This is a genomic window from Candidatus Accumulibacter sp. ACC007 (assembly GCF_907163205.1).
In the GTDB taxonomy this organism is placed as follows: Bacteria; Pseudomonadota; Gammaproteobacteria; order Burkholderiales; family Rhodocyclaceae; genus Accumulibacter; species Accumulibacter regalis.
In genome coordinates, this window is record NZ_CAJQUD010000001.1 from 646,014 (window position 1) to 669,453 (window position 23,440).

Here is a 23,440-nt window from a genome sequence, read left to right on the forward strand (position 1 = left end):
GATGACCTCAGCCTGCCGGAGCGCTTTTCCCCCTGGCTCGAAGCCCGATCGTAGCTAATTCGTACCTAATCGTAGGCCTTGTCGTTGGGCGACTTGTACAGCTTCTTGAGCGCATACGAGAGGGCGAAGTTGAGGTTCAGGCCCTGCGGCGGGATCGGCTGCAGGAACCACCTGGCGTAGAGCTTCTCCGCTTCGCCCGAGGTCATCACCTTGGCCAGCGCCTCATCGACGACTTTCTTGAACGCCGGGTCATCCTTGCGCAACATGCAGCCGTAGGCTTCATACGATTGCGGCGTTCCGACCACCGCCCAGTCGCGGGTGTTCCTGGCTTTTGCCAGTTCCCCGTAGAGCAGCACCTCGTCCATTACAAAGGCCGCCGCACGGCCGCTTTCCAGGGTCAGGAACGCTTCCCCGTGATCCTTTGCGCTGATGATCTTCATCTTCATGTTGCTGCTTTCGTTCATCTTGCGCAGCAGGCTTTCGGACGTCGTGCCGGCCGTGGTCACGACAGTCTTGCCGGCCAGGTCGGGGAAATCCTTGATCGCCGAGCTGGTCCTGGTCATCAGACGGGTCCCGACGACGAAGATGCTGTTCGAGAAGGCGACCTGTTTCTGCCGTTCGGTGGTGTTCGTCGTTGAACCGCATTCCAGGTCGACCGATCCGTTCTGGACGAGCGTGATGCGATTCTCGGAGGTGACCGGCAGCAGCTTGATGTCGAGCTTGGCGAGCTTCAATTCGGCCTTGATTGCCGCCACCGCCTTGAGCATCATGTCCTGCGAGTAGCCGACTACCTGTTGCTTGTCGCCGTAGTAGGAGAAGGGGATCGACGACTCGCGATGGCCGAGCGTGATGACTCCGCTATCCTTGATTTTCTTCAGCGTCCCGGTCAATTCCTGCGCCAGGACCGGCGCCGACATCAGGGAAGTGGCAAGCGTTGCAGCAATGGCGAAGCGCCGCGAAATGGTGAACATCGTCTCTGTCTCCTTTACTATCGGAAAATTGGTCGCCGTTGGTCGGGACGACGGCGGCGAGCGTGTGCAGAGCGTCCCGCGGTGTCCCGGCTAGCCGACCCAGAGAATCCACGGGGTGCCAATGACCAGAAACACCAGGGTGCAGAAACCGGTTGTCGCCAAGCCCAGGCGATAGAGTTCGCTCTGCTTGAGATAGCCGCTGGCGACGAAGATGATGTTCTGGCTGCCGCCTTGCGGGGTGATCACCGAAAAGTAGCTGCTCGCAAAGAGGAGCGCATAGGCCATCAGGGCGACCGGAACACCTGACTTCACCCCGACGTCGAGAAACACCCCGAGCAGTGCCAGAACCTGCGCATTCTGACTGACGAAACCGAAGTGCAGCAAGACATAGATGACCAGCAAGGCGACGTAGGCGACCGGCCAGGCGAGGCCTTCGAGCCCGACGGCCAGGCGCTCGCCGACGTAGCCCATGAAGCCCATTTCGTTGAGTTGCCCGCTCATGCCAAAAAGCACCGCCAGCCAGATGAAAGTAACCAGTGTGCCGCCCTGCTTGCTCATGTCATCCATGGTCAGAACGCCGGTGATCATCAGCGTGGCCAGACCGGCGAGGGCAATTGCCGTCAGGTTCAGCTTGTAGGGAGCGGCCAGAATCCAGCCGGTGACCATGATTGCGAAGGTGATCGCCGTGATCCACTCGTGGCGTGACATCGGTCCCATGGCCTGCAGTTCCTTGCGCGCGTGCTCTGGCGCGTCCGGGGTGCTGGTAATTCCGGGCGGGAAAAGACGATAGAGCAGCAGCGGCAGAAGGGCGATCACCAGCAGACACGGCACGGAGGAGGCGAGCAGCCACGAGCCAAAGTCGATTTTAAGCCCCTGTTCGGCGGCCAGCGACGCTCCGACCGGATTGCCCGAGGTGGCGGTGAACCACAGCGCCGACGTGATGGCCAGGCTGGCCATGCCGCAGAACATCAGGTAGCCGCCGAGGCGGCGCTTGTTCTCGTCATCGGGGGTCGAGCCGCTGTTCTGCGCTAGCGCCAGGATGATCGGGAAAAGGACGCCTCCGCGCGCGGTATTGCTCGGGAAGCCGGGAGCAATGAGGGTATCGGTGATGAAGATGCTGTACGCCAGGCCGAGGGTAGATTTCCCGAATACCGTGATCACCCGCAGACTGATCCGCTTGCCGAGTCCGCTTTTGACCACCGCCTGTGAAACCAGGAAAGCCGTCACCACCAGAAGGACGATGGCGTTGGCGAAGGCGCCGTAGGCCTTGGCCGGAGTCAGCGTGTTGGTCAGCACCACGATGGAACAGGCGAGCAGGGCCGAGGTGAACAGCGGGAAAACATTGAGGACCACGGAGGTGATCGCCGAGGCGAAGATGGCAAAGAGGTGCCAGGCCTCAACGGTCAGCCCTTCCGGAACCGGCGCGAACCAGAGGCCAAAGAAGAGGATCAGCAGACCCGCCAACTTCACGATCTTTCCCGTTCCGAAAGCGGCTGTACTCATTTTTGACCTCCTGCAGGGGTGGGAGCAACCGCATGGGGCGAGCCGAGGCGGGCCCAGCCATTCAGACCGACGACCCGACCGGTCAGTTCGTTGCCTTCGATAGCGCCGAGGCGCTTCCATTTGAAGTTGTATTCACCGCTTATCCCGGCGTAGCGACCGGTACCGCCTATAAATTTTCCTTCGATCAGCTGGCCGGGGCCAAGGCCTTCGCCGCTCAACTCGCTGAAGACTTTTTCGCCATGCTCATCAGTCCATACGCTGCGCCCCTGCATGCCGGTGGTGGTGTCGGAAAAGGCGATGACCTGGGCTTGAAAACCGCGATTTATTCGCTCCTTGCCGCTCAGTAACAGCGACCCGCTGAGCTGGAAGACGCTGGCCTGCTGGCCCGGTCCGAGGTCTAGCGCATGGCGAATGCCAATGGTGGTCCAGGTGCCGGTGAAGGTGCGCTTGTCGTCTGTCGCCATCGGCGCCGCAGTCGTCGCAGTCGTCGCAGTCGTCGCAGTCATCGTAGGCGTAGTCGTGGCTGTGGTCGCAGTTGCCGCAGGCGGAGCGTCCGCCTGGCCACAGGCTGTTACCAGGAGAATGCTGAGCAAGGCGATACTTCGCCAGCAATGGCGTGTCGATGATTCGCCGGTTGAACGCATGATCGTCCCTCCTATGGAAAAAAGAAGCGGCAAAAGGCAAGCCTTCGCTCCGCCAAGACGTCGGCAGGTGGCCCCGCACCTTCGGGACTCTGGATTCGAGATTAGCACTTTGCTTTGTGCACGGCGAAGTTTTCTTGCGCCGCCCTTGACTGCGTCGAGGAGGTGCTGATGTCGTAATATGCGGTCATCGCAGTGACGGAGTGAAATGCCATGGGTATTCTCGACTGGTTCAAGAACCGACCGGCTCAATTCGACCCCGACCGCGTGTCTGACGAGATGATTCGTGGGGCAGTGGACAAGGCGATCACCTTGACCAACCCGCGTCTCAAGCTGCTGCCGCACTGCCACAAGCGCCTGACGCCGTCCGTCGAGACGACCATCGAATTTCTGCGTGCGCTGGTCCAGTTGCTGCCGGCCGCGCGACCGCTTTCGTCGGTCGTCTGGGCTCGTGATCCGGCTTTGCGGGCGTTCTTTGTCTCGCCGTCCGATATTCCGGCCGTGCTTGGCAGTTCGGACAATCTGCGCACGCTGTTCGACAAGTTTCCGGAGCTTGACGAAGCCTATCTCGTCCTCGGCATGGCGCTCAAGGAACAGCGGGTCTTCGGAATGGCGCTGCACGGAGGAATGGTGCGGCGCGACGTGGCTCAGACCAGTATCAGCTTCTCTGATCACCGGGCACGCTTCTGCGGTGGCGACGATTCGCGCCTGCGCCGCATCGTGGGGGTCGGGGTTTACGAGTATCTGCTTGCCCAGGCCTTGTCGGAGATCGGCGAGGAGCGTGTCGAAAGGCAGGAACTGCAGGCAAGTCGTTCGCTGATCCGGGCACGCCTGAGATTGCTTCAGCAACACGGTCCGGGCCTGGGGTCGATGTTCGGTGACGCTCCGGCCGCAGCCAGCGAGCAGGCCAGGCTGCAGGCTCAGCTGCTGGAGAACGAGCGACAACTGGAGGTGATGGGGGGCAGTGAGTCGGTACTGGAAGCGGAACTCGACTGCCTGAAGGCGCTACTTGACAACCCGCAGCGTTACCTGCGCGTCGAGCCGCGGCACTTGCGGCTCAGCAAGATGAACGTCGTGCTCGATGGAGCGAGTACGGATACTGCTGCTGACGTCGATTTTTGCTTTGCGGAGCTGCGCGGCTCGCCGCCAATGCGGAGAGCCTTCGTCCTGGCGCGCGTCGCGCGCAGCGAAGTACCCGCGCCGCAGACGATCGATTTTGCCGATGCGAGCCGTTACCTCTGACGGGTAGAGCGTCCCCGAGGGGCCTGTGTGCCGGTGGGCAGCGAAAACACGGAGCCGGTTTCCGGGTCGGGAACCGGCCGCCGAGCGATGCTTCAGAACACTTCCGCAACGTTCGTTGCCGATTTGGATTTCTTGCTCGTCGGTTTCTCCTGATGGGTGGCAGTGGGTCGGTTGTACCCGGGGTCAATGCCGCAAGAGCGGCTGGCGCCGGGAACGGCCTGGCGATCGGGGATTGTTCGAGGTCCAGGCATCATGGCAGTGTCACCAGTGGCCGGCCTAGCGAGTCGTGGGGCCCGGATCGTGCGCAGCATCGCTGGCGGTTACCGCATCGGCCACTCCTGCAGCCTCGTTCACCCAGCCGCCGCCCATTGCCAGGTAGAGGTTGATCATCGCCTGGAACTGCGTCTGCTGCGTCTGCGTGTATTGCAGCTGAACGTTGAACAGGCTGCGCTCGGCGTCGAGCACCTCGATGTAGCTGGTGTAGCCGTTGTCGTAGCGCAGCCGGGCGGTCGCTGAATACTGCTGCAGCGCTTGCACCTGCTGCTTCTGAGCGCGCAGCTGTTGGCGTGTGCGGTCCTGGTTGATCAGTGCGTCGTTGACCTCCCGAAAAGCCTCCTGGATCGCTCGCTGGTAGGCGAACAGCGCTTGCTGCTGTGCCGCCTCGGCTTCCTGTACCTGACCGGCAATGGCGCCGGCCGTGAAAATAGGCATGGTGATCGGCGCCGAGTATTGCCAGACCTTCGATTGGCTGTTGAATAGCTGGCTCAGTCCGTTGCTGGCATAGCCGAGGAGACCGGTCAGCGAGATGGTGGGGAAGTAGGCGGCTTTGGCGGCGCCGATCAGCGCATTGGCGGCGATCAGTTTCTGCTCGGCCAACTGGATGTCGGGCCGGCGCTCGAGTAGATCGGAGGGCAGGCCGGCGGGGATCGTCGGCAGCGTGAGTTGATCGATGTTCTTGCCACGGGCGATGGGCCCGGGATTGCGACCGAGCAAGACGCTGAGGCCGTTCTCCTGCTGGGCGATCGCCTTTTCGATCGGCGGGATGCTGGCAAGCGCTTCATCGTACTGCGACTTGTTCTGGCTCAGTTCGAGCGTCGAGATGACGCCGCCCAGGTAGCGCTCCTGGAAGACGTCGTAGGACTCGCCGCGGCTTCTTGCCGTCGCCTGCGCAATTTCCAGCTGGCGATCGAGGTCGCGAAGGTTGATGTAGGCGGCGGCGACGCGACCGACCAGCGACAGAATCACCGCCCGGCGGGCATCTTCGCTGGCCAGCAACTGTGCCTTGGCGGCTTCGTTGAGGCGGCGGATTCGCCCCCAGATATCGATTTCCCAGCTTGCGGCGATCACCGCCTGGTAGCTGTTGTAAGTGGACGAGCTGCTCGCGCCGGGAAGCGTCGCGCGCTGTCGGCTAGCCTCGTAGCCGGCGCCCACCTGCGGGAAGAGTTCGGCGCGCACGATGCCGTAGCGTCCGGCGAACTCGTCGATGCGCGCGGTGGCGATCAGCAGATCGTGGTTGTTGCGCAAGGCGTTGTTCACCAGATCGTCGAGTACCGGGTCATCGAACTGCTTCCACCAGGCAGTGTTGGCGAGGTCATTCGCGGCCTTGTCGCTGAGGCGCCAGGCGGGCGGTGTCTCGACCTGTGGGCGAAGGTAGTCGGGACCGATCATGCAGCCGCTGGCGAGCAGCGCCAGCAGGGCCGCGAGCAGGGATTTACGCATGATTCTCGCCCTCCTTTCCTGCGCTGGGCGGCGGGAGCATGGCCGCAGGAGCGTGGCCATGCTCGCCAGCATCGTCGTCAGGGTGTTGATAGGGGCCCGTATGGCCCTTGTGCGCCAGCTTCTCGACGACGTAGAAGCACACCGGGACGATGAAGATGGCAATGCAGGTCGCCGCCAGCATGCCGCCGATTACCGCTCCACCCATTACCTGCCGTGAAATCGCACCGGCACCGGTCGACAGGGCCAGCGGCACGAGGCCGAAGATGAAGGCGAAGGAGGTCATCAGGATTGGCCGAAGGCGGAGCTGCGCGCCCTTGAGCGTCGCGTCGGCCAGCGACAGCTCGCCTTTTTCGTACTCCATCTTGGCAAATTCGACGATCAGGATGGCGTTCTTGGCGGCCAGGCCGATGAGCATCACCAGGCCGATCTGTGCATAGATGTTGTTCTCCTGGCCGCGCAGCAGCAGTGCTGCGAAAGCGCCGGCGACGGCGATCGGTGTACCGAGAAGGACCGAAAACGGCAGCGACCAGCTCTCGTATTGTGCTGCCAGGATCAGGAAGACGCAGAGCAGCGAGAAGCCGAAGATGACCATTGGCGAGACCCCCTGCTGTGCGCGCTTCTCCTGGTAGGACATGCCCATGTAGTCGTAGCCCATGTCGCTGGGCATGGTCTGGGCGAACACTTCCTCGAGTGCCTTCATGACCTGATCGGAGCTGTAGCCGGGGGCCGGCGAGGCGTTGATCTGGGCGCTCCGGTAGAGGTTGTAGCGCATCGTGAACTCCGGTCCGGCGATGTTGCGCACCGAGGTCAGCGCCGACAGCGGTACGGGTTGTCCGTCCTTGTTGCGCACATAGAACTGGCCGATGCCGTCGATATTGGTACGGTAATCGCCCTCGGCCTGCAGATAGACCTGCCACTGGCGCCCAAAGCGGTTGAAGTAATTGATGAAGCCGCTACCCAGGAAGCTTTGCAGCGTCTTGTACACATCGTCGATATTGACCCCTTGCTTGAGGACCTTGTCGCGGTCGACGTCGACGAAGAGCTGCGGCACGGTGGGCCGGAATGTGGTCGACACGCTCGCCAGTTCGGGACGCTTTCTGGCCGCTTCGACGAACTTGGTGGTGTTCTCGGCGAGGAAGGCGATGTCCTTTCCTGCGCGGTCCTGGAGGATGAACGTCGCGCCGCCCGAGGTTCCGACGCCGGGAATTGCCGGCGGCGGGAACGAGAAGCCGATGGCCCCGGGAAGGCCGCCGAGCTTCTTCGTCAGCGCCGCCTTGATCGCTTCGTATTGCAGTTCTGGCGTCTTGCGTTGGGCCCATTCCTCGAGGGTGATGAAGAAGAAGGCACTGTAGGTGTTCTGTACCTGGCTGAGCATGTTGTAGCCGATGACCGTCGTCGTGTACTTGACGCCCGGAACCGCCATGATCAGTTCTTCGGCCTGTTTGGCGATTTCCCGGGTGCGCTGCAGGGAAGCCGCGTCGGGGAGCTGGATGCCGGCGTAGACGTAGCCCTGATCTTCATCGGGAAGGAAGCCGACGGGGGTCATCTTGCCGAGGAACCCGGCCGCGACGGCGATGGCAAGGAGAAAGAAAAGGCTGACCGCGCTCTTGCGGATGGCCAGCCGGCAGGTTCCGACGTAGCCGCCGGTCAGCCGGTTGAAGCCGTTGTTGAACCAGTCGTAGAACTTCTGGACCGGGCCCGTTCCCCTGACCTTTGGTTTGAGAAGCAGCGCGCAGAGCGCCGGACTGAGCGTCAGTGCGTTGAACGCGGAAATGATCACCGACAGCGCAATGGTGACCGCAAACTGCTGATAGAGCTGGCCGGTGATACCGGGAATCATCGCTGTCGGTACGAACACCGCCGACAGGATGACGGCGATGGCGATCACCGGCCCGGTGACTTCGTCCATCGCCTTCATCGTCGCCTCCTTGGGCGACAAGCCTTTCTCGATATGGTGCTCGACGGCTTCGACGACGACGATCGCGTCGTCGACGACCAGACCGATGGCCAGGACCAGACCGAACAGCGACAGCGTGTTGATCGAGAATCCGAAGACCGGGAAAAGCATGAAGGTGCCGACCAGCGAGACCGGCACGGCGAGCAGCGGGATCAGCGTCGCGCGCCAGCCTTGCAGGAAGGCGAAGACGACGATGATCACCAGGACGATGGCCTCGAACAGCGTGTGCTGGATGGCGGTGATGCCTTCGGTGACCGAGAGCGTGGTATCGAGGGCGACGACGTAATCGAGGTCAGGAGGAAAACTCTTCTTGATGGTTTCCATCAGTGCCTTGGCGCCGTCTGCCGCTTCGAGAGCGTTTGCGCCGGGCATCTGGTAGAGGGCGATCAGCGTCGCCGCCTTGCCGTTGAGCCGGCCTTCCATGTTGTAGGTCTGGGCGCCGAGTTCGATGCGTGCGACATCGCGAACGCGGACGATCGAGCCGTCCGGGTTGGCGCGCAGCACGACGTTGCCGAACTGCTCTTCATTTTCCAGCCGCCCCTGTGCACGTACCGCGTAGGTGAATTCCTGCCCCGCCGGGGCCGGTTCGGCACCGACCGTTCCCGCCGGATTGACGGTGTTCTGCGCTTTGACCGCGTTGATGATTTCGGGAATGGTGATGTTCAGCTTGGCCAGCTGGTCGGGCTTGACCCACAGGCGCATGGCATACTGGCCGGCACCGAAGACGGTGACGCTGGCGATGCCCTTGACGCGCGTCATCTGGTCGTTGATGTTGATGAACGCGTAGTTGGAAAGGAAGACGCCGTCGTAGGTGTCGTTCGGCGAGTAGAGCGCGAACATCACCAGCGGCGAGGCGGTCGACTTCTGCACAGTGACGCCGAAGTTGCGCACGTCCGCCGGCAGTTGCGAGTCGGCTTGGTTTGACCGCATCTGGGTCAGAATCTGGTCGGTGTTGACGTCGGTGGCAATGTCGAAGTTGACGGTGAGCGACGCCTGGCCGTTGTTGGCGTTGATCGAGTACATGTAGTTCATGTTGTCCACGCCCGACATCTGCTGCTCGATCGGGGTGGATACCGCCTGTTCGACGGTCAGCGCGTCGGCGCCGGTGTAGGTGGCGTTGACCTTGATCTCCGGTGGCACGATATTCGGGAACTGCGCAACGGGAAGTCCAGCCATGGCGACCAGACCGATCAAGGTCATCAGGATCGAGAGGACCATGGCGACGATTGGCCGATTGATGAAGAACTTGGCCATGGCCGCTTACCCCTTGCTTTCGGGCGCAGGCGCCGCGGGTTTGTCCCCTGACGTGGCCGCCTTGCCGGCAGCCGGCGGCGCCGGCTCGAAGGCCTTCGGATTGACCATGCTCCCGTCCTTGACCTTCTGGGTGCCTTCGGCGATCACCTTTTCGCCAGCCTGCAGGCCACTGGCGATGATCCAGTCCGAACCGATTCGCTCGCCAACCGTTACCGGACGAATGGCGACCTTGTTGTCGGCGCCGACGACGGCCAGCAGGTATTTGCCCTGAATTTCGGTGACCGCTCGCTGCGGCACCAGCAGCGCTCCTTTCTGGACCGACATCGTCGCCCTGATGCGGCCGTACTGGCCGGGGCGGAGCAGTCGGTCAGGGTTCGGGAAGAGGGCGGCACCTTTGAAGGTGCCGGTTGTCGGGTCGACCTGGCGGTCGAGGAGCGAGAACTCACCTTTGTGCGGGTACGCCGAGCCGTCTACCAGGATCAGCTCGAGGGGTACCACCTGGCGTTTTCCGTCGTTGGCGATGACCGCTCTGGCAAGGGGAAGATACTCGCGCTCGCTGATATTGAAATACACCTTGATCGGATCGACGGTCGAGACCGTGGTCAGCTCCGTTGCCACGCTCGGGCTAAGCAGGTCGCCGATCTGAGCCTTGGCGATGCCGGCAATGCCGTCGATGGGGGACGTGATGCGGGTGAAGCTGAGGTTCAGTTTGGCGGTCTGCAGCGACGCCTCGGCGGCCTCGAGCGAGGCCTTGGCCGACAACTCGGCGCCGGTGGTATCGTCCAGATCCTTCTGGCTGAGGGCGTTCTTGGCAGCCAGAGGCTTGACCCGCGCCAGATTCGCCTTGGCCGTCTGGTAGAGAGCCCTTTGTTGGGCACGCATCCCCTGCGCCTGATCGACCGCTGCTTCGAAAGTGCGCGGGTCGATCTGGAAAAGCAACTGCCCCTTCTTGACCCAGTCGCCTTCGGTGTAGTTCTGCTTGATCAGGTAGCCGGTGACCTGTGGACGGATGACGGCATTGACATCGCCGTCCAGCGAGCCGATCCACTCCCGGTAGATCGGGACGTCCTTCTGGGTCGCGGTAGCCACTTCAACGGTCGGTGGCGCTGGCGGCGTGGCCTCTTCTTTCTTGCCACAGCCGGCGCTGAGCAGCAGTGCCGCGCTGGCCAGGCCGGCAGCTGTGTAGCCGAGTGCACGACGACGCGCGGACGAAAGGAGGGATGGGGTAAAGGTCATGACGGCTCCTGCGTGGGAACAGTTGGAGTGGTTTGCTGCTGCTCAGGAACTTCCCGAAGTCGACGAGAGTGATCGATACGGCCAGACGCGTCTACTTCTCCTTCCTGTTGGGGGAAAGGGTAAGGGCGCGAGAAAAGCGTCAGTATAAGTGACAAATTATGCCGAATGCGGGCTTGCCAATACGTTCCAGTAGCCTCTTGACATCCGAAGCGTTGGGGGTGGTGGGTAGGGGGGGTTGCCCAGCCAGATGGGGGAGCGAGGAAGCTTTGGTCCAGGTGGCGGTTCGCGAGAGCGTTGGCCAGGCGAGTGCCTGCTTGTTTCGGCCTGGCTTGCTTCGTGCGAGGTTCGGGCCGGCCCTTCTCGAAGCAGGGTTTGTGTACCCTGGCCAAGAGAAACGCCGGCCCTTACCGGTAAGCGCTGTCCGACGACGCGTTTACTTCTGGGTTTCGACCATCACCAGCGGCTCGTCGGCAACGACCACGGACGTGCGCTTGCGGCGTGGCGTGCTGGCCGGCGGCGTTTCGGTCACGTCTTCGGTTTGCGGCGACTGGACCTTGTCGGTGCTCGTTTCGATCATCACCAGCTCACTACGCTGGTCCGCTGCCGGTGCGGCGGGTGCCTGCACGACTGACTCAACGACATCGCTTGCCGCCGGGCTACCGATTGCCGGGGCGGGCTCGGCGTCCGCTGGCACTTCAGCGACGGCGGCCGTTTCGATCACGACTGGCGCTTCGGTTGCGGCTGGCGCCTTGGCCGGCGCGGGTGATTCGGTTGCGTTTGCCGTTGCGACTTCGCTCGCCGCCTGCACCGTAGGCGCTCCGTCCTGGCCTGTGCCTGGGGCCTCGACCAGGGCCGGCGGGGCAACGATGGCAGCGACCTCGGCTGGGCCGGAAATAATCGGCGCAGGCGTTTGTGCAAGCTCGGTAACCAGGGCCGGGGTAGCCGGCGGGGTGGCGACCTCGGCAGTCGTAAGCGGTGGAGTGACGACCTCGGCAGGCGTCTGCGGTGTCGGCTCGGTGACGATCGGCACGCTTGCGGCCTGCTGCTCCTGGGCTGACGCGGGAGCGGTGCCTGTCGCCGGCGCGCCGTTTGCTGACGCTTCAGTACTCAGGAGGTCGAGCTGGTTCTCGGTTTTCTCGCCGCGTTCGCGTCGACCACCACGACGCCCACGGCGACGAGGGGCGCTGCCGTTCTCGCCGGCTGCCTGTTCGGGTGCCGGGCCGTTGGCCTGTTGAGGGGCCGTTGGCGCAAGCGCGTTGCTGACTTCTTCGCCTGGCGCGGTGGTCTGGTCCTTGCGCTCGCCGCGTGCTTCGTTGCGCCCGCGACGGGGCTCGCGCGGTTCTCGCGGTTCGCGCGTTCTCGGGGGTTCCGGGCGGGGCTGCGGCGCGTTCTGTTGCGTCGCCGTTTCGTTCTGCTCGCGAGTGCCGCGCGGTGCAGGCGCTTCACGCGTCTCGTCGCGGCGATTGTTGCGAGCGTTGCCGCGGCGGGGGTCGCGCTGCGGGTCACGCGGCGAGCTGCCGGCGCGAGCCGGTCTTGCCGGTGCGGGTGCCGGTTCGGCTGCCGCCGGTTCAGGCTTGTGCTGGAACCAGGAAATGATTCTGTTCAGGAAGCCGCTTGCCGGGCCGTCCGGCTTCTCGGCCACGGGCGTTGGTAGTTCAGCGCGCATCGGTGCTGGCTGCGCCGCCGTAATGCCCTTGATCGCCGCCTCGGGGCGGGTCGCCCGGGCGTCGGCGATGGCCGTCGCGCTACCGTCGTCAACCGTTGGCATTTCGACCATGCGGTACGAAGGCTGCTGCTGTTCGTCGTTGACCAGTTCGTCCTGGCGAACGCGGACGATGGTGTGCTGTGGCGTTTCCAGGTGCATGTTGGGAATCAGCAGGATACTGACCTTGTGCCGCTGCTCGACTGCCTGGACGTCGGTGCGCTTCTCGTTGAGCAGGAAGGTGGCGACGTCAACAGGTACCTGTGTGTGCACTGCCGCCGTGTTGTCCTTCATCGCCTCTTCTTCGAGGATGCGCAGAATGTGCAGGGCCGCTGATTCGGTACTGCGGATGTGCCCAGTCCCCGAGCAGCGCGGGCAGGCGATGTAGCTGGTTTCGGCGAGTGCCGGGCGCAGGCGCTGGCGCGACAGTTCGAGCAGCCCGAAGCGGCTAATCTTGCCCGTCTGTACGCGCGCACGGTCAAAGCGCAGCGCTTCGCGGACGCGGTTTTCGACGTCACGCTGATTGCGCTGACTTTCCATGTCGATGAAGTCAATGATGATCAGGCCACCGAGATCGCGCAGGCGCAACTGGCGGGCCACTTCTTCTGCGGCTTCGAGGTTGGTCTTCAGCGCGGTTTCTTCGATGTCGGCGCCGCGCGTCGAGCGTCCAGAGTTGACGTCGATCGACACCAGCGCTTCGGTATGGTCGATGACGATGGCGCCACCTGACGGCAGGCTGACCTGACGCGAGTAGGCGGATTCGATCTGATGCTCGATCTGGAAGCGCGAGAAGAGCGGCACGTCGTCGTGATAGCGCTTGATGCGGTTGACCGTCCCGGGCATCACGTGGGCCATGAACTGACCCGCCTGTTCGAATACATCGTCGGTATCGATCAGGATCTCGCCGATATCCGGCTGGAAGTAGTCGCGAATGGCGCGGATCACCAGGCTGCCCTCCTGATAGATCAGGAAGGCTCCCTTCTGCTGTTGAGCGGCGCCCTCGATCGCTTTCCACAGCTGCAACAGGTAGTTGAGATCCCATTGCAGTTCTTCGGCGTTACGGCCGATTGCCGCCGTACGGGCGATCAGGCTCATGCCGGGCGGAACTTCCAGCTGATCCATTACGTCGCGCAGCTCGGCGCGCTCGTTACCCTCGACACGGCGCGAGACGCCGCCGCCGCGGGGATTGTTTGGCATCAGGACCAGATAGCGGCCGGCGAGACTGACGAAGGTCGTCAGCGCCGCTCCTTTGTTGCCGCGCTCGTCCTTGTCGACCTGGACGATCAGCTCCTGGCCTTCGCGAAGCGCTTCCTTGATTGTCGCGCGGCTTGCTTCTACACCGGGCTGGAAGAAGGCGCGGGATACTTCCTTGAACGACAGAAAGCCGTGCCGTTCGGATCCGTAATCGACAAACGCCGCTTCCAGGCTGGGCTCGATGCGGGTAATGACTGCTTTATAAATGTTGCTCTTTTTCTGTTCCTTGGCGGCCGATTCAATGTCCAGATCAATGAGTTTCTGACCGTCGACAATGGCGACACGCAGTTCCTCGGCCTGTGTCGCGTTAAAAAGCATGCGTTTCATAATAAATTGGGCTCCCACGCGCTCTCACGGGGGAATTGCCTGCTCCAGGCAGCGACGGATTAGTTGTTTGGTGGGTTGCTTGAGGGGCTCTCCGATAGGGCAACTAATAGGGCTAGCTCGCCGACTTGCTTAGTCGTCTGGCCTTTGAAATTCAAGGACTCCGGAATCTGCCTGGGGCGGTCCGCAGGTGCTGGGCGCGCGCAGTTCAAGTAGTATCGCTACTTAGTGGTGAGCGTACTTAACCAGGTGAATCGCGTTGAGTGATCTTGCGCAGATTGGCGCAAGCGAGGCGGCTGATGCCTGCCGGAAAGTGCGTCGCAATTGCTTTAGAATCGGCGCCGCTGGACGGTCTCACGGGTCAGCGCCTCTTTCAACTCTAGACGCAAAACGAGAGAAGTATATTCAAAATGGCCGAAGTTAGCAAAAGCTCCGTGATTCAGGAGCTGATCACCGAGAACGAACACGGACAGCGGTTGGACAACCTGCTGCTGAAGAAGTGCAAGGGGGTGCCCAAGAGCCACGTGTACAGGATCGTGCGCAGCGGCGAGGTACGCGTGAACGGGCGGCGGACGGCGGTCTCCTATCGCTTGCAAATCGGCGACGTGGTGCGCATTCCGCCGATGCGCACGGCCCAGGTCGAGCAGGAAGTGGTGGACGGGGCAGCGCTCAAGGCGCAGCTGCCGGTGGTCTATGAAGACGAGGGCTTGCTGATCGTAGACAAGCCGGCGGGTCTTGCCGTGCACGGGGGGAGTGGGGAGAGCTTCGGCGTAATCGAGGCGCTGCGCCGGCAGCGGCCACAGGCACGCTTCCTCGAGCTGGCACACCGTTTGGACCGCGAGACTTCCGGCTTGCTGCTGATCGGAAAGAAGCGTTCAGTGTTGCTGGCTCTGCACGAGATGTTCCGCGCCGGTGCCCGCGGGGGCAGCGAGCGTGGCGCCGACAAACGCTATCAGGTATTGGTCAGCGGGCGCTGGATGGACCCCTTGCGCAACGTCCGCTTGCCCTTGCTCAAGTATCTGTTGCCCTCGGGCGAACGTCGGGTTCGTGTCGCCGAGGGCGGCAAGGCAGCACATACCGTGTTTCGGCTACTGGCGCGCTGGGAGCATTTCAGCCTTCTCGAGGCAGAACTGAAAACGGGGCGGACGCACCAGATCCGCGTTCATCTCGCGCACCTCGGCTTTCCCATCGCTGGTGACGAGAAATACGGCGATTTTGTGCTCAATCGAACGCTGGCCAGGGAAGGTCTCAGGCGCATGTTTCTGCACGCCGCGAAAATGACCATGGCGCATCCGCAGGACGGTCGCGAACTGGTGCTCGAAGCCGCCCTGCCGAGCGCCCTGGCGCAGTTCATTGGCAGCGTTGCAAAAAAGGAGAGGCAGGACTATGGCGAGCAGATTTGAGCTGCTGGTCTTCGACTGGGACGGCACCCTGCTCGATTCGGCCGCGGCCATCGTCGCCGCCATCCAGGCGGCGTGCTCTGACCTGGGCCTGCCAACCCCAGCCGACGAACGGGCACGGCACGTGATCGGGCTCGGTCTGCACGATGCGCTACGCTACGCGGTGCCGAATCTGCCCGAGGAGCGCTATCCCTTGATGGTTGAACGCTATCGCCACCACTATCTCCAGCATGACCACGAGTTGCAGTTGTTCGACGGTGCGGCAGCCTTGATTGGCGAACTTGCCACGGCCGGCTTCCTGCTTGCCGTGGCGACCGGGAAGAGCAGGCTGGGGCTCGATCGCGCCTTGCAAAGCAGTGGCTTGGGCGGCTATTTTCATGCCTCGCGCTGCGCCGACGAGTGCTTTTCCAAGCCGCATCCACAGATGCTCGAGGAGTTGATGGCTGAGTTGTCCGTCGACCCGGAGCGAACGCTGATGATCGGCGATACGACACACGACCTGCTGATGGCAAGGAATGCCGGCGTCGCCTGCCTGGCCGCGGGCTACGGCGCGCACCCGGGAGCGGCGCTGGATGCACTCGGCCCATTGGCTCGCTTGCAGGCGATAGAGGAGGTGGCGCAATGGCTGCGGATGAACGCCTGATCTGCCGGTCTGCCGATTTGATCGACGCTGGCCCTGGCGTTCGTTTCACCGTTCGGGTGCAGGGTGTCGAAGAACCGGCGTTTGCCGTGCGCTTTCGCGGTCGTGTTGCCGCCTACCTCAATCGCTGTGGCCACGTAGCCGTCGAACTGGACTGGCAGCCCGGCGAATTCTTCGATGATTCCAAGCTATACTTGATCTGCGCCACCCATGGCGCGCTGTACGCACCGCAAGACGGTCGCTGTCTGGGCGGCCGCTGTAACGGTAGGGGCCTGACACGGCTACCCATCGAAGAGCGCAATGGCGCCATCTACTACACCCCAAGCGAGCAAGAACCGTGACGAGTCCTGAAAACGAACCCCAATGGGAGCGGCAGTTGTTGGAGAAATTGGCCTTGGCGATGCTGCAGGAGCAGCGAGTGAAACGGCGCTGGGGAATTTTCTTCAAATTGGCTGGCTTGTCCTATCTGGTTGCCGTGCTGGTCCTGCTGGTTGACTGGGGTGATACCGAGACGCTTACCGATGGCCGGCGGCATACGGCGGTCGTGAATCTCAGTGGCACGATCGCCAGCGGCGGTGAAGCCAGCGCCGAGAGCATCACCGAAGCTCTGCGCTTTGCGTTTGGCGACAAAGGAACTGCCGGCGTCGTGCTGCGCGTCAACAGTCCCGGCGGCAGCCCGGTGCAAGCGGGTATTGTCCACGACGAAATTCGTCGCCTGCGCAGCAAGCATCCGCAGATTTCGCTTTACGCAGTGGTCGAAGATCTTTGTGCCTCCGGTGGCTATTACGTGGCTGTGGCAGCGGACCAGATCTTCGTCGACAAGGCCAGCATCGTCGGGTCTATCGGCGTGCTAATGGACGGCTTCGGCTTCACCGGGACGATGGACAAGCTCGGGGTCGAGCGTCGCTTGCTGACGGCCGGGGTGAACAAGGGCTTCCTCGACCCGTTCTCGCCGCAGGATGCGGAGCAGAAACGACACGCACAGGTCTTGCTGGGCGAGATCCACAGTCAGTTCATCGAAGTCGTCCGCAAGGGGCGCGGTACGCGGCTGAAGGAAACGCCGGAGATGTTCACTGGCCTGATGTGGACCGGTACGCAGAGCGTTCAACTGGGGCTGGCAGACGGTTTCGGTACCGTCGGCTCAGTGGCCCGGGACGTGATCAAGGCCGAGCGAATCGTCGACTTCACGCTCAAGGAAAATATCGCTGAACGTTTCGCCAAGCGCCTGCGTGCCGACGCCTCGCTGGGCGTGGGATCTATGCTTGGCGCGATCGGCATGCCGGACTTGCGTTGACACGCAGCGGCTAGGCCTGCAGCAGGAATACCGTCGGGCGGCGATTGATATTCGGTAGCGACTGGCGCTGCCACGCGCCGACCCGGCGGGTGGTGATCTGCTCGCTTTCCAGCGTCAGGTCGGTGGCGATGCAGACGCGCGTCTCGCGGGCGCAGGTCTTGAGTATGGATTCGAGCACTTGCTGGTTGCGGTAAGGCGTTTCGATGAAGATCTGTGTCTGCTGCCCCCGTCGCGATTCCTTCTCCAGTTCGCGTAGGCGCTTTTCTCGCTCGCCAGGCGTGCTCGGTAGGTAGCCGTGAAAGACGAAGCTCTGGCCGCTCAGCCCGGAGCCCATCAAGGCGAGCAGGATCGATGACGGACCAACCATCGGCACGATCTGGATGCCTTCCTGTTGCGCCAGAGCGACCAGTGCGGCTCCCGGGTCGGCGACCGCCGGGCATCCCGCTTCAGAGATCAGACCGACGTCGTTGCCGCTGAGCAGCGGTGCCAGAAGGGCGGTCAGCTCGCTGGCTGGTGTGTGTTCGTTGAGTTCCTGAATCGATATTTGCTGCACAGGCAGGTCGGACGGCAGCAGTTTGAGGAAGGCGCGCCCCGATTTGGCATTCTCGGCAACGAAATGACGAAGTCCCTGTGCGCGGGCCAGTACGGATTGTGGCAGGACCGCAGCGACGGCGGTGGGGCCGAGCGGAACAGGGATCAGATAGAGCCGCCCCGTGTTCATAGATCACCTTAGATTTTATCTGTAATGTGCTGATTATAATATAGAGATGTTCTCTTCTCGCAGCAGATCGCAAAGGGCTATCAGGGGCAGGCCGATCAGCGCGTTGGGGTCTTCGCCGTCGATCCTGGCGATCAAGGCGATTCCCAGCCCTTCCGACTTGGCGCTGCCCGCACAATTGTACGGCTGCTCCTTGCGCAGGTAATTTTCGATTTCATCGTCTGTCAACTCGCGAAAGCTGACCACTGTCTTTACGCCGCGCAGCCGTGCCCGGCCACTGCTGGCGTCCAGGAGGCAGAGGCCGGTAAAGAAATTGACGCTGCGGCCACGCATGGCCCGCAACTGCCGTACGGCGTTGGCGTGGCTTCCCGGTTTACCGAAGACCTGGCCGTCACGGTGCGCTACCTGGTCGCTGCCGATGATCAGGGCGTCGGGAAAAAGCGCGCAGACTGCCCGCGCCTTGGCTTCGGACAGGCGCAAGGCGCTGGCTTCAGGCGCCTCGCCGGACAGTGGCGTTTCGTCGACGGCGGGGTCGGCGCTTTCGAATGGCACGCCGAGGCGAGTCAGTAGTTCGCGTCTGAACGGCGAGGTGGAGGCGAGAATGAGCTGCTTTCCGGGCATCTGAAGGCCGATCGCGGCATGAAATCCAGGGTGCCACCGAAGAAATTGCGAAATAGCCTCTTTTCCGGCGCCGCCGCTTTGACTTCAAAAGCCGAAAATAATATCATGCCGCCCTTATGTCGCGACGCGTGCTCATTGATAGTCTGGCTTTCGGGCTCGAGGAAGGTTCTCTACAGGGCGAAGTGCCCGTGGCGAAGCTGGCACGTTTGACTGACTTGCTGGCGGACTCGACGGGTTGTCTGAGGTATCGGGTCGAAGGTGGTATGGGGTCTTGCGGCCGCTCGCTGCTGGTGCTTCAGGTGGACGGTGTGCTGTCGCTGTGCTGCCAGCGCTGTCTGGAGCCGCTGCTGTACCCGCTGGCGTTGCGTAGTTTGCTCGAATTTGTGGCGAGTGACGGCGATCTGTCGCAGGAGGAGCTGGAGGATGACTCCAGGGACTTTCTTCCGGCCGAGAAGGAGCTTGATGTGCTCGCTCTGATCGAGGATGAAATTCTTCTTGGGCTTCCCTCGGTGCCTCGCCACGACGATTGTGTGCCGCCCGGTGGTGCGCGCGAGTTGACGAAAGAGTCGCCATTTTCAGTTTTGGCCGGCCTCAAGGGCCGGGCTTAGTGAGTTGATTTTAGGAGTTTGTCATGGCTGTTCAACAGAACAAGAAATCCCCGTCCAAGCGCGGCATGCATCGCGCGCACGACTCCCTGGGCAGCCCGCCGCTGGCCGTCGAGCCGACCACCGGCGAAGTGCATTTGCGCCACCACGTCAGCCCATCGGGCCACTATCGCGGCAAGAAAGTCGGCAAGGGCGCGGGCGAGTGATGCCCTTGGATAGGGCAGGCAGGTTCCCGTAATGGGAAGCTGCCTGCCTTTTCTTTCGTCTGTCTTCTGATGACCATTACCGTCGCCATCGACTGCATGGGCGGGGATCACGGCCCTCAAGTCACTGTTCCCGCAGCGCTCGAGTTCGTTCGTGATCAGCGAGACGTGCGTGTGATCCTGGTCGGTCTAGCCGAGCGTATCTGCCCTCTGGTCGGCGACGTGGCCATTGGTCGTGTGGTCATTCATCACGCCAGTGAGGTCGTCGCCATGGACGAGGCGCCGTCGGTGGCGCTGCGCACCAAGAAGGATTCGTCGATGCGCGTGGCGGTCAGTCTGGTCAAAAGCGGCGAGGCCGATGCCTGTGTGTCGGCGGGCAACACCGGCGCCTTGATGGGCATATCCCGTTTCGTGCTCAAGATGCTGCCCGGCATCGATCGACCGGCGATCTGCGGCATTCTGCCGACCATGAACGGGCATACGCATGTGCTTGACCTAGGTGCGAACGTCGATTGCAGCCCTGAACACCTGCTGCAGTTCGGAATCATGGGTGCTTCTCTGGTTTCGGCGGTCGAGCATCGCGATCGACCAACGGTCGGCATCCTGAATATCGGCCAGGAAGAGATCAAGGGTAACGATGTCGTCAAGCGCGCTGCCGAATTGCTCTGGGATTCCGGGCTGAATTTCGTTGGTAATATCGAAGGCGACGGTCTCTACAAGGGACAGGCTGACGTGGTTGTCTGCGATGGCTTTGTGGGCAATGTTGCGTTGAAGTCCTCGGAAGGTCTGGCGCAGTTGCTAGCGACCTTCCTGCGCCAGGAGTTCCGACGCAATCTGTTCACCAAGCTGGCGGCGGTGATCGCCTTGCCGGTGGTCAACCGCTTCAAGAACCGCGTCGACCATCGCAAATACAACGGCGCCACCTTGCTCGGTTTGAAGGGCATTGTCGTCAAGAGTCACGGTTCGGCCGATGCTTTCAGCTTCGGGCAGGCGCTGCAGCGTGCCGCGGAAGAGGCGCGCAGTGGCGTTCTGGCACGGATCAGTGAGCGTGTCGTGCAACAACAACCGCTTCTGGAGATCGCATAGCATGTTCTCCCGCATTACCGGTATCGGCAGCTTTCTGCCGGGTCCGCCGGTCAGCAACGATGATCTCGCGAGTCGGGGTATCGATACCAGCGATGAGTGGATCGTCAGTCGAACCGGAATCAAGTCTCGTCATCTTGCCGCGAACGGCGAGAGCGCCAGCGACCTTGCCCTTGAGGCGAGCCGCCGGGCGCTCCTTGCCGCCGGCCTGGATGCCGCCGATCTGGACTTGATCATTGTCGCGACCTCGACCCCGGACTTCATTTTCCCGAGCACGGCGTGCTTGCTGCAGGGCAAACTGGGCAATCGTGGCGCGACCGCGTTTGATATCCAGGCGGTTTGCAGCGGTTTCGTGTATGGATTGACGGTGGCCGAGAAGTTCATTCGTTCGGGAAGTCATCGACGGGCTCTGGTGGTCGGCGCGGAAGTGTTTTCGCGCATTCTGGATTGGTCTGATCGGGGCACCTGCGTGCTGTTCGGCGATGGTGCCGGGGCGGTCGTGCTCGAAGCTTCGGACAAGCCGGGAATTCTGGCCACAGCCTTGCATGCCGACGGTGCCCATCACGGGATCCTGTCGGTTCCCGGTAGCATCTGCGGTGGCAAGGTGACCGGCGATCCCTTCCTGCGCATGGATGGGCAGGCGGTCTTCAAATTTGCCGTGCGCGTGCTTGCTGAAGTCGCGGACGAGTGTTGCCGGGCTGCCGGCATCGCGCCGTCGGAGATCGACTGGCTGATTCCCCATCAGGCAAACGTTCGCATCCTAGAAGCGACCGCGAAGCGCGTCAAGATGCCGATGGACAAGGTGGTGGTCACCGTCGATCGGCATGGCAATACCTCGGCGGCATCCGTTCCACTGGCCCTCGATGAAGCGGTTCGAGACGGGCGCATCAAGGCGGGCCAGAAAATCATGCTCGAAGGCGTCGGTGGCGGCTTCACCTGGGGCGCCGTGCTCCTCGAACTCTAGAAGAGGGACCGTACAAGATGGGTTTTGCGTTTGTTTTTCCGGGCCAGGGCTCGCAATCGGTCGGGATGATGGCCGCTTATGGCGACTCGCCTGTGCTGCGAGCGACTTTCGACGAAGCATCGGCGGCGCTTTCTCAGGACCTCTGGCAATTGCTGGCCGATGGTCCGAGCGAAGCCTTGGCGCAGACGGTCAACACGCAGCCGGTAATGCTCACTGCCGGTATCGCTATCTATCGTCTGTGGCTCGACCGCGGTGGCAAGTTGCCGACCGTCGTCGCCGGGCACAGCCTTGGCGAATACTCGGCGCTGGTTGCTGCCGGCGTCCTCGCCTTCAAGGACGCTGTACCGCTGGTTCGGCTGCGTGCAGCCGCGATGCAGGAAGCCGTGCCGGTGGGCGCCGGAGCGATGGCTGCCATTCTCGGTCTCGACGACGACAAGATTGCCGAGGCCTGCATCGAGGCAGTCGCCGCGGCAGGCGGCGGCCAGGTCGTCGAACCGGTCAATTTCAATGGCCCGGGACAGACGGTCATCGCCGGCAGCAAGGCTGCGGTCGAGCTTGCCTGCGAAGGCTGCAAGGCGCGTGGCGCCAAGCGTGCGCTGTTGCTGCCGGTTTCGGCGCCGTTTCACTCGTCCCTGATCCGACCGGCAGCCGACAAGTTGGCCGCCCGGCTCGCCGAACTGGACTTCGCCACGCCACAGATTCCGCTGATCAACAATGCCGATGTGGCAATCGAGTCGGATCCAGTCAGGATCAAGGATGCTCTGGTTCGGCAGGCATACTCGCCGGTGCGCTGGGTTGAGACCATCCAGAAAATGGCCGGCATGGACGTGACGACGGTCGCCGAATGTGGGCCGGGCAAGGTTCTGGCAGGCTTGACCAAGCGTTGCGCAGCCACGCTGGCGGGCGTTGCGCTGGCTGATCTGGCGGCTGTCGAAGCCGCCGTCGAAGACCTGGGATAGGCACGATAGGCACGATGGGGATGGCAATGCTTAACGGAGAAGTGGCGCTGGTGACCGGCGCCTCACGCGGCATCGGCGAGGCGATTGCGCTCGAACTGGGGCGGCTTGGCGCCACCGTGATCGGTACGGCAACGACTGGCGAAGGGGCAGCGAGAATCTCCGCGGCTCTGGCGGCTGCCGGCTGCAAGGGGGAGGGCGCTGTCCTCGAGGTCCGCGATGGCGAGCAGATCGAAGCGCTGATAAGGCATGTCGAGCAGACCCACGGTGCGGTCTCGGTGCTGGTCAATAACGCCGGAATTACGCGCGACAACCTGTCGATGCGTCTCAAGGACGACGAGTGGGAAAGCGTGCTCGATACTAACCTGAAAGCGGTTTTCCGCCTTTGCCGGGCAGTGATGCGCGGAATGATGAAGGCCCGGCATGGTCGAATCATCAATGTCACCTCGGTCGTCGGTCATGCCGGCAATCCGGGCCAGGCCAATTACTGCGCTGCCAAGGCCGGCGTCGCCGGCTTGAGCCGCTCACTGGCGCGCGAGTTGGGTAGTCGCAACATCACCGTCAATTGCGTTGCGCCAGGTCTTATCGATACGGACATGACGCGCGCGCTGGACGACAAACAGAAAGCGGTGCTGCTCAGTGGCGTTCCGCTTGGTCGGCTCGGCTCGCCGCAGGAAGTTGCGGCGGCGGTTTCTTTCCTGGCGTCGGCAGGGGCTGCCTACGTTACTGGCACGACAATTCACGTCAACGGCGGCATGTTCACTGGCTGAGACCGCTTGTGGACGAGACAGCGTCCTGTCGGACGGACTGATGATTGGTAAGTTTGGGCCATTTTGCTAGAATGGCGCATTTCTGTTTCACTTATGAACTCTGAGAAGGAGCACTTTTATGGAAAATATTGAGCAGCGTGTCAAGAATATCGTCGCCGAACAACTCGGGGTCAATGAAGCGGACATCAAGAACGAATCGTCGTTCGTCGATGATCTTGGCGCTGATTCGCTCGATACAGTCGAGCTGGTGATGGCTCTGGAAGAAGAGTTCGAGTGCGAGATTCCGGATGACGAAGCCGAGAAGATCACCACCGTTCAGCAGGCCATCGACTACGTGACTTCGCACAAGAAGTAAGTCTCCCGCTCGACGCTACCCACGATCC

General features: G+C 62.4%; 21 protein-coding genes. 12 read left to right on the top strand and 9 right to left on the bottom strand.

Annotated features, from left to right (window positions below; all coding sequences use genetic code 11):
- Positions 1-65 precede the first annotated feature (65 nt).
- The 3 genes from QZ634_RS02715 to QZ634_RS02725 form a co-directional block, all read right to left on the bottom strand.
- The gene (locus tag QZ634_RS02715; protein ID WP_291985354.1) at positions 66-971 is read right to left on the bottom strand and encodes a glutamate/aspartate ABC transporter substrate-binding protein; all 906 of its coding nucleotides are present in this window, start codon (positions 969-971) and stop codon (positions 66-68) included.
- A 90-nt stretch (positions 972-1,061) separates the two neighbouring features.
- Complete coding sequence (locus QZ634_RS02720; RefSeq protein ID WP_291985356.1) at positions 1,062-2,474, bottom strand: DASS family sodium-coupled anion symporter; 1,413 nt, start codon at positions 2,472-2,474, stop codon at positions 1,062-1,064.
- Positions 2,471-2,980 carry a hypothetical protein gene (locus QZ634_RS02725; protein ID WP_291985359.1) on the bottom strand — a complete coding sequence of 170 codons (510 nt, stop codon included), beginning with the start codon at positions 2,978-2,980 and terminating at the stop codon, positions 2,471-2,473. Before QZ634_RS02725 ends, QZ634_RS02720 begins: the two co-directional genes overlap by 4 nt.
- Positions 2,981-3,328: 348 nt before the next feature.
- Between QZ634_RS02725 and QZ634_RS02730 the strand changes: the two genes are divergently transcribed.
- Positions 3,329-4,357 (top strand): hypothetical protein, encoded by a 1,029-nt coding sequence (locus tag QZ634_RS02730; RefSeq protein ID WP_291985361.1) that lies wholly within the window; start codon positions 3,329-3,331, stop codon positions 4,355-4,357.
- A 276-nt stretch (positions 4,358-4,633) separates the two neighbouring features.
- On the opposite strand, the gene QZ634_RS02735 is transcribed toward QZ634_RS02730, so the two are convergent.
- From QZ634_RS02735 to QZ634_RS02750, 4 genes are all read right to left on the bottom strand, one after another.
- A complete protein-coding gene (locus tag QZ634_RS02735; protein WP_291985363.1) occupies positions 4,634-6,076 on the bottom strand; it encodes an efflux transporter outer membrane subunit in 1,443 nt (480 codons plus the stop codon).
- On the bottom strand, positions 6,069-9,287 hold the full coding sequence (locus tag QZ634_RS02740; RefSeq protein WP_291985365.1) for a multidrug efflux RND transporter permease subunit: 3,219 nt from the start codon (positions 9,285-9,287) through the stop codon (positions 6,069-6,071). Before QZ634_RS02740 ends, QZ634_RS02735 begins: the two co-directional genes overlap by 8 nt.
- 6 nt (positions 9,288-9,293) lie before the next feature.
- Positions 9,294-10,523: an efflux RND transporter periplasmic adaptor subunit gene (locus QZ634_RS02745; protein WP_291985367.1), complete on the bottom strand. Its 1,230-nt coding sequence runs from the start codon at positions 10,521-10,523 to the stop codon at positions 9,294-9,296.
- 433 nt (positions 10,524-10,956) lie between these two features.
- Positions 10,957-13,806, bottom strand: coding sequence for an Rne/Rng family ribonuclease (locus QZ634_RS02750; RefSeq protein WP_291985369.1), 2,850 nt, complete (start codon positions 13,804-13,806; stop codon positions 10,957-10,959).
- A gap of 407 nt (positions 13,807-14,213) precedes the next feature.
- Here QZ634_RS02750 and QZ634_RS02755 point away from each other — a divergent pair, with 407 nt between their 5' ends.
- Genes QZ634_RS02755 through QZ634_RS02770 form a run of 4 tightly spaced genes read left to right on the top strand, consistent with a single transcriptional unit; the run spans position 14,214 to position 17,137 of the window.
- Positions 14,214-15,206: an RluA family pseudouridine synthase gene (locus tag QZ634_RS02755; RefSeq protein ID WP_291985371.1), complete on the top strand. Its 993-nt coding sequence runs from the start codon at positions 14,214-14,216 to the stop codon at positions 15,204-15,206.
- Positions 15,190-15,846 carry an HAD-IA family hydrolase gene (locus tag QZ634_RS02760; protein ID WP_291985373.1) on the top strand — a complete coding sequence of 219 codons (657 nt, stop codon included), beginning with the start codon at positions 15,190-15,192 and terminating at the stop codon, positions 15,844-15,846. The genes QZ634_RS02755 and QZ634_RS02760 overlap by 17 nt, the downstream gene beginning before the upstream one ends.
- Positions 15,825-16,184: a Rieske 2Fe-2S domain-containing protein gene (locus QZ634_RS02765; RefSeq protein WP_291985375.1), complete on the top strand. Its 360-nt coding sequence runs from the start codon at positions 15,825-15,827 to the stop codon at positions 16,182-16,184. The genes QZ634_RS02760 and QZ634_RS02765 overlap by 22 nt, the downstream gene beginning before the upstream one ends.
- A 59-nt stretch (positions 16,185-16,243) precedes the next feature.
- Entirely contained in the window at positions 16,244-17,137 is an 894-nt protein-coding gene (locus tag QZ634_RS02770; RefSeq protein ID WP_291987968.1) for a S49 family peptidase, read from the top strand.
- Positions 17,138-17,147: 10 nt separating this feature from the next.
- Here the strand turns inward: QZ634_RS02770 and QZ634_RS02775 are convergent, their stop codons facing one another.
- Together QZ634_RS02775 and QZ634_RS02780 are read right to left on the bottom strand one after the other, a co-directional pair.
- Entirely contained in the window at positions 17,148-17,858 is a 711-nt protein-coding gene (locus QZ634_RS02775; protein ID WP_291985378.1) for an SAM-dependent methyltransferase, read from the bottom strand.
- 33 nt (positions 17,859-17,891) lie between these two features.
- Positions 17,892-18,476: a Maf family nucleotide pyrophosphatase gene (locus QZ634_RS02780; protein ID WP_291985380.1), complete on the bottom strand. Its 585-nt coding sequence runs from the start codon at positions 18,474-18,476 to the stop codon at positions 17,892-17,894.
- A gap of 188 nt (positions 18,477-18,664) precedes the next feature.
- Here QZ634_RS02780 and QZ634_RS02785 point away from each other — a divergent pair, with 188 nt between their 5' ends.
- The 7 genes from QZ634_RS02785 to acpP all read left to right on the top strand — a co-directional run bounded on the left by QZ634_RS02785 (position 18,665) and on the right by acpP (position 23,412).
- Positions 18,665-19,084 (top strand): YceD family protein, encoded by a 420-nt coding sequence (locus tag QZ634_RS02785; protein ID WP_291985382.1) that lies wholly within the window; start codon positions 18,665-18,667, stop codon positions 19,082-19,084.
- 23 nt (positions 19,085-19,107) lie between these two features.
- Positions 19,108-19,287 (top strand): 50S ribosomal protein L32, encoded by a 180-nt coding sequence (rpmF, locus tag QZ634_RS02790; RefSeq protein WP_043568578.1) that lies wholly within the window; start codon positions 19,108-19,110, stop codon positions 19,285-19,287.
- Between the two features lie 69 nt (positions 19,288-19,356).
- The gene (plsX, locus tag QZ634_RS02795; protein ID WP_291985384.1) at positions 19,357-20,370 is read left to right on the top strand and encodes a phosphate acyltransferase PlsX; all 1,014 of its coding nucleotides are present in this window, start codon (positions 19,357-19,359) and stop codon (positions 20,368-20,370) included.
- A gap of 1 nt (position 20,371) precedes the next feature.
- Entirely contained in the window at positions 20,372-21,331 is a 960-nt protein-coding gene (locus tag QZ634_RS02800; RefSeq protein WP_291985386.1) for a beta-ketoacyl-ACP synthase III, read from the top strand.
- Positions 21,332-21,348: 17 nt separating this feature from the next.
- Complete coding sequence (gene fabD / locus QZ634_RS02805; RefSeq protein WP_291985388.1) at positions 21,349-22,290, top strand: ACP S-malonyltransferase; 942 nt, start codon at positions 21,349-21,351, stop codon at positions 22,288-22,290.
- 20 nt (positions 22,291-22,310) lie between these two features.
- Positions 22,311-23,057: a 3-oxoacyl-ACP reductase FabG gene (gene fabG / locus QZ634_RS02810; protein WP_291985390.1), complete on the top strand. Its 747-nt coding sequence runs from the start codon at positions 22,311-22,313 to the stop codon at positions 23,055-23,057.
- Between the two features lie 118 nt (positions 23,058-23,175).
- On the top strand, positions 23,176-23,412 hold the full coding sequence (gene acpP / locus QZ634_RS02815) for an acyl carrier protein (protein WP_291985392.1): 237 nt from the start codon (positions 23,176-23,178) through the stop codon (positions 23,410-23,412).
- Positions 23,413-23,440: the final 28 nt, after the last annotated feature.